The following is a 7,914-nucleotide window of genomic DNA, read 5'->3' as shown; positions in this document are numbered from 1 at the left end:
GCTTATCTTTGATGTCTCTATAATCCTGCCTCCCAAAGAGTCCTTCTAAGATGTCCATAGACTCCCCAGGGGAGAGGTTGAAGAGGATGTCGTAGTGGTATGCGATGTATTCCTTTCTTTCTATGGGCATCTTCCTCCATACCGATGCCCATCTGACAATCTCATTTCCAAATTCTTTCTTCTTGTCTGAGCCTAAAAATAAGAATATGAGGAGGCTCGCTGCAAACCCGCCAACCGCAGGGATAAGTAATGGAAGAATAGACCCAGCGATCGCTTTAAATCCGCCAGCAGTAGCTGAAATAGACTCCTTGATCGAGGAGGAGATTGTCTCTTCTGATGATATTCCTAGGGCGGTTGTAATACTTGCGTCGACGGCCATAGCTTTTTCAAATTCCTCGACGTCATCAATTTTTTCCTTTTCAATATCCTCCAATCCTTTGTCTCCACCTGCGATGAGTCCTGGGAAATAGTACCCCTTGTAGGTTCCATGGTTTATTTTTCCGTGCCTCAGTACCATATCTTTTAAATCTTTTGAAAGCTCATTCCCATTTTTATCCCTGAGATCGTTGACTATGCGTTGAGCAGAACCTTCGTTACAGACTAGCTTTATCACTTCCCTGTTCTTTTCAAGAATTTTGCCGGCAACCTTTTTCTTTAAAAAGTTTGAGACGTATGTTTTTATTTGGTTTAGAACTACATTTTTCTTATTGAGATCGATCTTCTCGATTCTGTTCTGAATGTAGAGATAGTTATATTCCCTTGTCACTGCGATCAGCCTGTGATTTTTCTTGATTTCATCCATGAGAGCTTTTAACTTTTCCTTCTCTCCATTTTCTGAAATAAATTTTGAGGGAAGGAATAGGAGAACAGTCCCCTCCCCGATACTCTTGCAGACTGATTCAATGCTATCGTACCCATACTGATGCACATTTATCCCCGATTGAGCGAGCTCATTCAGGGCATTTTCCTGTTTATCACTCCATTGGCGATTCCTAGGAATCAGCAGTGTTGGTCCGTCTTTTTTCTTTTTTAAAACCTCGTACACAATATGCTTCTTTCCCGAATAGGGATAGCCTGATAGAATTAGGTGATCCAAGGGTCTTTCGTTGAAAATTTCATCCTCCAACGAATCTGCCGAAAAAATTTCGGTCATATATGTCGAATCCCAATAACCTAATGAATTTAACTTTGTCTCACTATTCATTGGCTGAAGTGTGCACAGTTTGTGATGAAATTGTTGCTTCTTCCATATTTCCCGTAAAACGGATCTTATCTCCTATCCACTCGATCACGGTTACCAAATCTTTAAAGTTTGTAAGGGAGTCAGACTTGTTTTTTTATCTCTGTCAAAACACTATTCACGCTCTCCGTGACTTCACATCCATGTTACTTTTGTTGATCTGGGAGTAGGCATTTCAGGCTCGTTTTCAGTTTACAGCTGTGGGTGCACTACTTTGTTATGAGTTCATCAAGTTTCATGATTTCCCCTATTGCCTTTCCCGTTTCCGACTTGAAGGCCAGTCTTGCTATCACAGTTTTTCTACTTACTGCAAAAACAACCATTATATCCTCATGTTATGCACCATCGACACCAGTGACATTGTACTGTCACTTCTGTGCATCTCATTGTACATCAGAGTGGCATTATTGACAATGGATCTTATTCAAATGCTTTCACCCATCCTTAATACGTATAGAGTTGATCCGCTATGGTATGCTGTTATCTCGATCCCATTGAGATCATTTTCCATGGTCTCTGAAAGTTCATCCGCTTTACCCATACTCACCTCACTTCAGTTCCATGGCTTCAGCAACCTTCTTTGGAATTGTTATCCTTAGGGAAGTGCCTCGTGTAGATACATGTGATACGTCAAGCAATTGTGGCATTAAGGGCAATTGCGGAAATATATTAATTTGTACCCATCAAAATCTTCATACTCAGATTAAAAAATATCAGGAGGATCTTGTGGCACTCTTCCTTTTAGATGTTACATTGTGTATTCGGCGCATCCTTAATCCCTGTAATGCCTTATTACAAATAGAACCAGGAAGGAAAGAATAAATGTAACAAGAATAAGCAACTGATAAAGCGCTATTTCGGAATGATACGGTACAGAAATATAATCAATGTTTACAACCTCTATGAATGAAATAATCACAGTCAGACATACCAGAAAGATCGCTATAAGAACATGATCCTCAATTATTTCAGCAATTGAATTCACCATTTTTATATCACCTCCTGTTGGGGTTTTTTTCACAATCATTTTCAGTTGAATATGTAGCATCAGAATCAGTTTGATTTGTAGTTATCATAAATACAAACAATTCCATTACTTTTAATAAAAGAATTATCTATATTAATCAATTTAGTTATGAATGTAACCATTTTGTGATACTTTACCCCCACATGCTATAGAGTAAAATATGCTATTTAAATTGTCTCTTTCGATGAGACATATGAATCAGAGACCATCTAATATCCGTATGGGGGACACCAAACCTTATTTTCGTCGGGACATTCCTTTCTGTATGCAGAAGGGCGAAACCTACAGTTCACTGGAATCATGGTTATGGGAGGCAGCATGCTCAATAAGAGGTGAGGTGGAGGCACCAAAATACAAGGATTTCATTATTCCACTGATATTCCTGAAGAGATTAAACGATGTTTTTGAAGACGAGCTGCTCAACATTTCCGAAAGCAGAGATATAGCTCTAGCCATGGTAAATGCAGATCACAAGCTCGTGAGGTTTTACCTGCCTGAGAAATCGAGATGGAAGCACATCATGGACCAGAGGGATTCGCTCGGGGAGTTTCTCACAACCGCCATGAGGGACCTCGCAAGGGAGAATAACAAACTTCAGGGTGTCGTTGATCTGCAGGACTTTAATGAGGCTACAGGAGGAACAAGAACAATAAGCGATGCCAATCTCAGAAGGCTTCTGGAGATATTGAATCGGAAAAGATTGGGTTTAAAGGATATTGACGCAGATCTTCTGGGAAACGCATACGAATACCTTATTGGGAAGTTCTCTGAGGGCTCCGGGAAAAGTGCGGGTGAGTTTTACACACCCCGAGAGGTGGCCGATCTAATGGGGAGAATACTGAATCCTGAACCTGGCGAAAGCATTTATGACCCGGCATGCGGATCGGGGGGGCTTTTGATCAGAACATTCAGCGCATTTGTCAGAAAGTACGGTTCCGACAGCAGACTCGATTTTCCAAAGCTCTACGGACAGGAGATAAACCGTCTGACATATGCAATGGCTAAAATGAATGCCATCATACATGATATAGATGCAGACATAAGAATTGGAGACACAATGGAGAGACCTGCATATACAAGCGAAAACGGATCGCTGATGACCTTCGATAAGGTTACAGCAAATCCCATGTGGAACCAGAACTTCGATTCAGAGAGTCTGGAAAATGATCATTATAATCGCTTCATTTTTGGCATTCCTCCGAAATCAAGCGGGGACTGGGCATGGATTCAGCACATGATCGCCTCCTCCAGAAAGAAGGTTGCCGTCGTCCTTGACCAGGGATCGCTATTCAGGGGAAACAGGGAAGGAGAAATAAGAAAAAAGATTGTTGAACAGGATCTGGTCGAATGTGTAATTTCATTGCCCGAGAAATTATTCTACAATACTGGGGCTCCGGGAGCGATCCTGGTATTCAACAGAGCAAAAAACGAAAAGTCGAAGAACAGAATACTGTTCATAAATGCTTCAAGCCAGTATGGAAAGCACAAGGAGATAAGGAAGCTGAATCAGCTTTATCCCGAACACATAGACAATATTGTCGATGCACTTGAATCGTTTGAGACCAGAGATGGATTCTGTGCTGTGAAGTCAAAGGAGGAGGTCCTGAAACAGGATGGAAATCTCAACGTGCCACTGTATGTTTCCCAAACAGATCATGAGGAAGAGATTGACATCAGAAACGTGTTATCAGAAATCTCGAAAGTTGATGGTGAATTAAAAGAAGTTGATGAGAAACTGAATGCTTACCTTAAGGAGCTTGGTTACATTGACTAAACCTGTCTACAAGATGACTGAGATAGGTGAGATCCCGGAGGAGTGGGAAATAAAAAACCTAAAAGAAATCGCCGATGTAAAATACGGTCAAAGAAATCCTCAAACTAAGGGAAGCATTCCTCTTGTAGGTTCAAACGGGGTCTTTGACTATGTATTAGATCCATTGGCAGAGTTCCCGACAATAGTCATTGGCCGTAAGGGGACTGCTGGAGGATTAACATATCTTGACGGTCCTAGTTGGCCTTCTGATACCACGTTTTATCTTCAATACAAAGCCCCAATAAATCAGAAATATCTTTTTGAATATATGACCTTACACAAACTCTCAGGAAATAAAGCAAAAACAACTCTCCCTAGTTTGCAGAGAACAGAACTAGAGGCATATTGTTTCCCATTCCCTCCTCTCCCAGAGCAGCAAAAAATCGCTGAAATACTCACAACTGCAGACAGGAAAATAGAACTCATAGACGAGGAAATCCTAGATGCCGAGCGAGTGAAGAAAGGTCTGATGCAAACTCTTCTCACAAAGGGGATAGGGCACACCAAGTTCAAGATGACTGAGATCGGTGAGATACCGGAGGAGTGGCAGTTGAAAATTTTGTCTGAATTAGTTTATAAGTTGATTGGGGGAGGCACTCCTTCTACTTTTGAGGCAGACTATTGGGATGGAGATATTCCATGGATTCGTGGTGCAGCTTTAACTAAACATTACCTAATACGGGGAGAACGATACATAACGAGACTGGGGTTGGAAGAAAGTGCAACAAAGATAATACCTAGGGGAAATATTCTATTAGCTACAAGAGTAAGTGTTGGTAACGTGTCAATAAACACAGTCGATATGGCTATCAGCCAAGATGTTACTGGACTAATCTTAAGGAGTAATTTAATCTCCAGTGATTTTTTATATTGGAACTTGAAAAATCTATATTCTCAATTTCAGCGTATGGTGCAGGGAAGCACTATAAAGGGGATTCTTAAGACCGACCTTTCTAGAATTCATTTCGCAATCCCGAGCATAAATGAGCAGCAAAAAATCGCTGAAATACTCACAACTGCAGACAGGAAGATTGAATTATTAAAGGAAAAGAAGCAAAAAGCTGAAAGCCTCAAGAAGGGTTTGATGCAGGTTCTTCTGACAGGCCAGGTAAGAGTGAAGGTCGATGCCTCTGTTGGTGATAACTGATGGCGGCATTTACTGAAAGGTCAAGTGTGCAGAATCCCATACTTGAGTATGCGAAACAGATTGGCTGGTCATATCTAAGTCCAGATGACGCTGTAAGGATGCGGGGTGGGGAAACCGGCTTAATCCTGAGGCAGATATTCTCATCCCAGGTCATTAAGCTCAATTCAGGCTTCGCTGATCTGGAAACTGCAAACATTATCATAAAGAGGCTAGAGAACAGCATAACGGCCGACATAGAAGGCAATGAGAAAGCATGGGAACACCTCATCGGGAAAGGCACAGTGTTTATTCCAGAGGAAAGAAGGGACCGCGACGTCATGCTAATTGACTTTGACAACCTTGAAAGGAATGAATTCCATGTTACTGATGAGTTCTCCTTCACCAATGGGGTTAAGACAAACAGGCCTGATGTGGTATTCTTTGTCAACGGAATTCCAGTATTCATACTGGAGGCGAAGGCACCTCATAGGCTTGACGGCATCACCGATGCTCTGGGGCAGATTCGCAGGTATCATGAGGAGACGCCCGAGATGATGGTAATACCACAGGCATACCAGGTCACAAACATCCTGGATTTCCTCTACGGACCAACATGGAATTTCTCAGGCAAGAATCTATTCTCGTGGAAGCTCGAGAACGACCATGACCTGGAGGAACAGGTCAAGTCGTATTTCAACAGGAATGGCGTTCTAAAGTTCCTGAGGGATTACATACTGTTCGCAAGACAGGACGATGAGCTCAGGAAAGCTGTACTGAGGCCTCACCAGACCCGTGCCACAGATAAGATTCTTGATCGCTGTTTATCGCCAGTGAAGAGAGGTTTGATCTGGCATACCCAGGGATCCGGAAAAACATACACCATGATTGTTGCGGCAAAGAAGATCATGGAGAGCAGGATGATCAGAAGGCCAATCATTCTATTGCTGGTGGACAGGAATGAGCTTGAGAGCCAGCTCTTCAGCAATCTCTCTTCACTGGGCTTTGCCAATGTCAGTGTGACGGACAGCAAGAGGGAGCTGCAGGATCTCCTGAAATCGGAAACTGCGAAAATAATAGTGTCGACGATCCAGAAATTCGAGGGAATGCCGGAAAGGATAAACATGAGCTCCGAGATCTATGTCTTTGCTGACGAAGCGCACAGAAGCACAGGGGGGAAACTGGGGAACTTCCTCATGGGTGCCATACCCAATGCAACGTTCATAGGCTTTACCGGCACGCCTGTATCCCGTTCATCCGGAAAGAACGACACGTTCCTCATGTTCGGAAGGGCCGATCCCTCGGGATACCTTGACAAGTACGGCATCAAGGAATCCATTCGGGACGGCACCACTCTTCCCCTGAACTATTCAATTGCCCCGAACAGGATGCTGGTGGACAGGGACACTCTGGAAGAGAGCTTCCTGAAGAATGCCGAGCTTGCCGGTGTCTCAGATATAGAAACCCTTAACCTGATCATGGAAAAACAGGTCACATTGCGCAATATGATGAAGAACCATGACAGGATGGATAACATTGCCAGATACATCGCAGATCATTTCATGAATAATGTAGAACCGCTTGGATACAAGGCCTTTCTTGTTGCTGTGGACAGGGAAGCATGCGTGATGTACAAGAAAATACTGGACGAATATCTTCCACATTCTTATTCCAGGGTTATAATCAGCTCAAGCCATAACGATAGTGAGGACCTGAGGGAGTTTCATACCACTGAGGAACAGGAGAGGGAGATAAGAAAAGCCTTCAGGGACCCTCAGAAGGAACCAAAGATTCTCATTGTAACCGAGAAACTTCTCACTGGATTCGATGCCCCGATCCTGTACTGCATGTACCTGGACAAGCCCATGCGTGACCATGTGCTGCTGCAGGCCATTGCCCGGATCAACAGGCCATATGAGTCCAGGGATGGAAGAGCTAAACCTGCAGGCCTAATTATCGATTTTGTTGGAGTATTCAGGAAACTCAAGGAAGCTCTGGAATTCGATGCCAGGGATCTGTCAGATATAGAGGATGTTGTACAGGACATTGAAATCCTGAAGAAGAGTTTCTCAGAAGAGATCAGTTCAATGAAATCCGAATATCTTGATGCCTTCAGCGGAAGCAGCCCAGATAAAGTGGTTGGTGAATTGCTCGAGGCATTCAAGGACGCTAATGATCGGCAGAATTTTTATTCCAGGTGGGGAGAGATTCAGGACATGTATGACATCATCTCTCCTGATGATTTTCTCAGGCCGTACCTGGAGGACTTTGAGAACCTTGCCAGGATATACAATATACTGAGGTCATACTATGAGAACAGGCAGAAACCTGACATCGATTTATCCAAAAAGACTGCCCAGCTTGTCAGGGAAAACACATCAACAGGGGACTTCAGTCCTCCAGAAAGTACTTACAGCATCAATGATGAGACCCTGAGCAGAATCAAATCAGAACATAGGACAGACAGGGAGAGGATCCTCAGCATGATCAACAGCATCCTGAGCGATGTTATTATGAACTCGGCTAAGCAACCCTACCTCATATCCATAGGAGAGAGGGCTGAACAGATAGCCGAACTCTACAAGAGCGGGCAGGAATCCTCGGAGGCCACGGCAAAGACGCTGGAATCACTGATTGAGGAAATGAACCAGGCAAATAAGGATCAGTCTGCGCTGAAGATGTCGCCGGATATATTTTCACTTTACTGGTTC

The 7,914-nt window shown here is 43.3% G+C and carries 5 protein-coding genes; 3 read left to right on the top strand and 2 right to left on the bottom strand.

The annotated features are described in order from the left end of the window. Both QW597_07520 and QW597_07515 read right to left on the bottom strand, forming a co-directional pair. On the bottom strand, positions 1-1,153 hold a 1,153-nt coding region (locus tag QW597_07520), incomplete at its 3' end, for a hypothetical protein (GenBank protein MEM0156428.1). A gap of 859 nt (positions 1,154-2,012) precedes the next feature. After that, positions 2,013-2,228, bottom strand: a complete 216-nt coding sequence (locus QW597_07515; GenBank protein ID MEM0156427.1) for a hypothetical protein — start codon at positions 2,226-2,228, stop codon at positions 2,013-2,015. Positions 2,229-2,532: 304 nt separating this feature from the next. Here QW597_07515 and QW597_07510 point away from each other — a divergent pair, with 304 nt between their 5' ends. The 3 genes from QW597_07510 to QW597_07500 all read left to right on the top strand — a co-directional run. Next, positions 2,533-4,041, top strand: coding sequence for a class I SAM-dependent DNA methyltransferase (locus tag QW597_07510; protein ID MEM0156426.1), 1,509 nt, complete (start codon positions 2,533-2,535; stop codon positions 4,039-4,041). Between the two features lie 13 nt (positions 4,042-4,054). After that, positions 4,055-5,227, top strand: coding sequence for a restriction endonuclease subunit S (locus QW597_07505; protein MEM0156425.1), 1,173 nt, complete (start codon positions 4,055-4,057; stop codon positions 5,225-5,227). Next, on the top strand, positions 5,227-7,914 hold a 2,688-nt coding region (locus QW597_07500; protein MEM0156424.1), incomplete at its 3' end, for an HsdR family type I site-specific deoxyribonuclease. The genes QW597_07505 and QW597_07500, both read left to right, overlap by 1 nt.

Source organism: Thermoplasmataceae archaeon, from assembly GCA_038729425.1.
Classification (GTDB): Archaea; Thermoplasmatota; Thermoplasmata; order Thermoplasmatales; family Thermoplasmataceae; genus B-DKE.
This window is presented reverse-complemented; position numbering and strand designations above follow the sequence as displayed.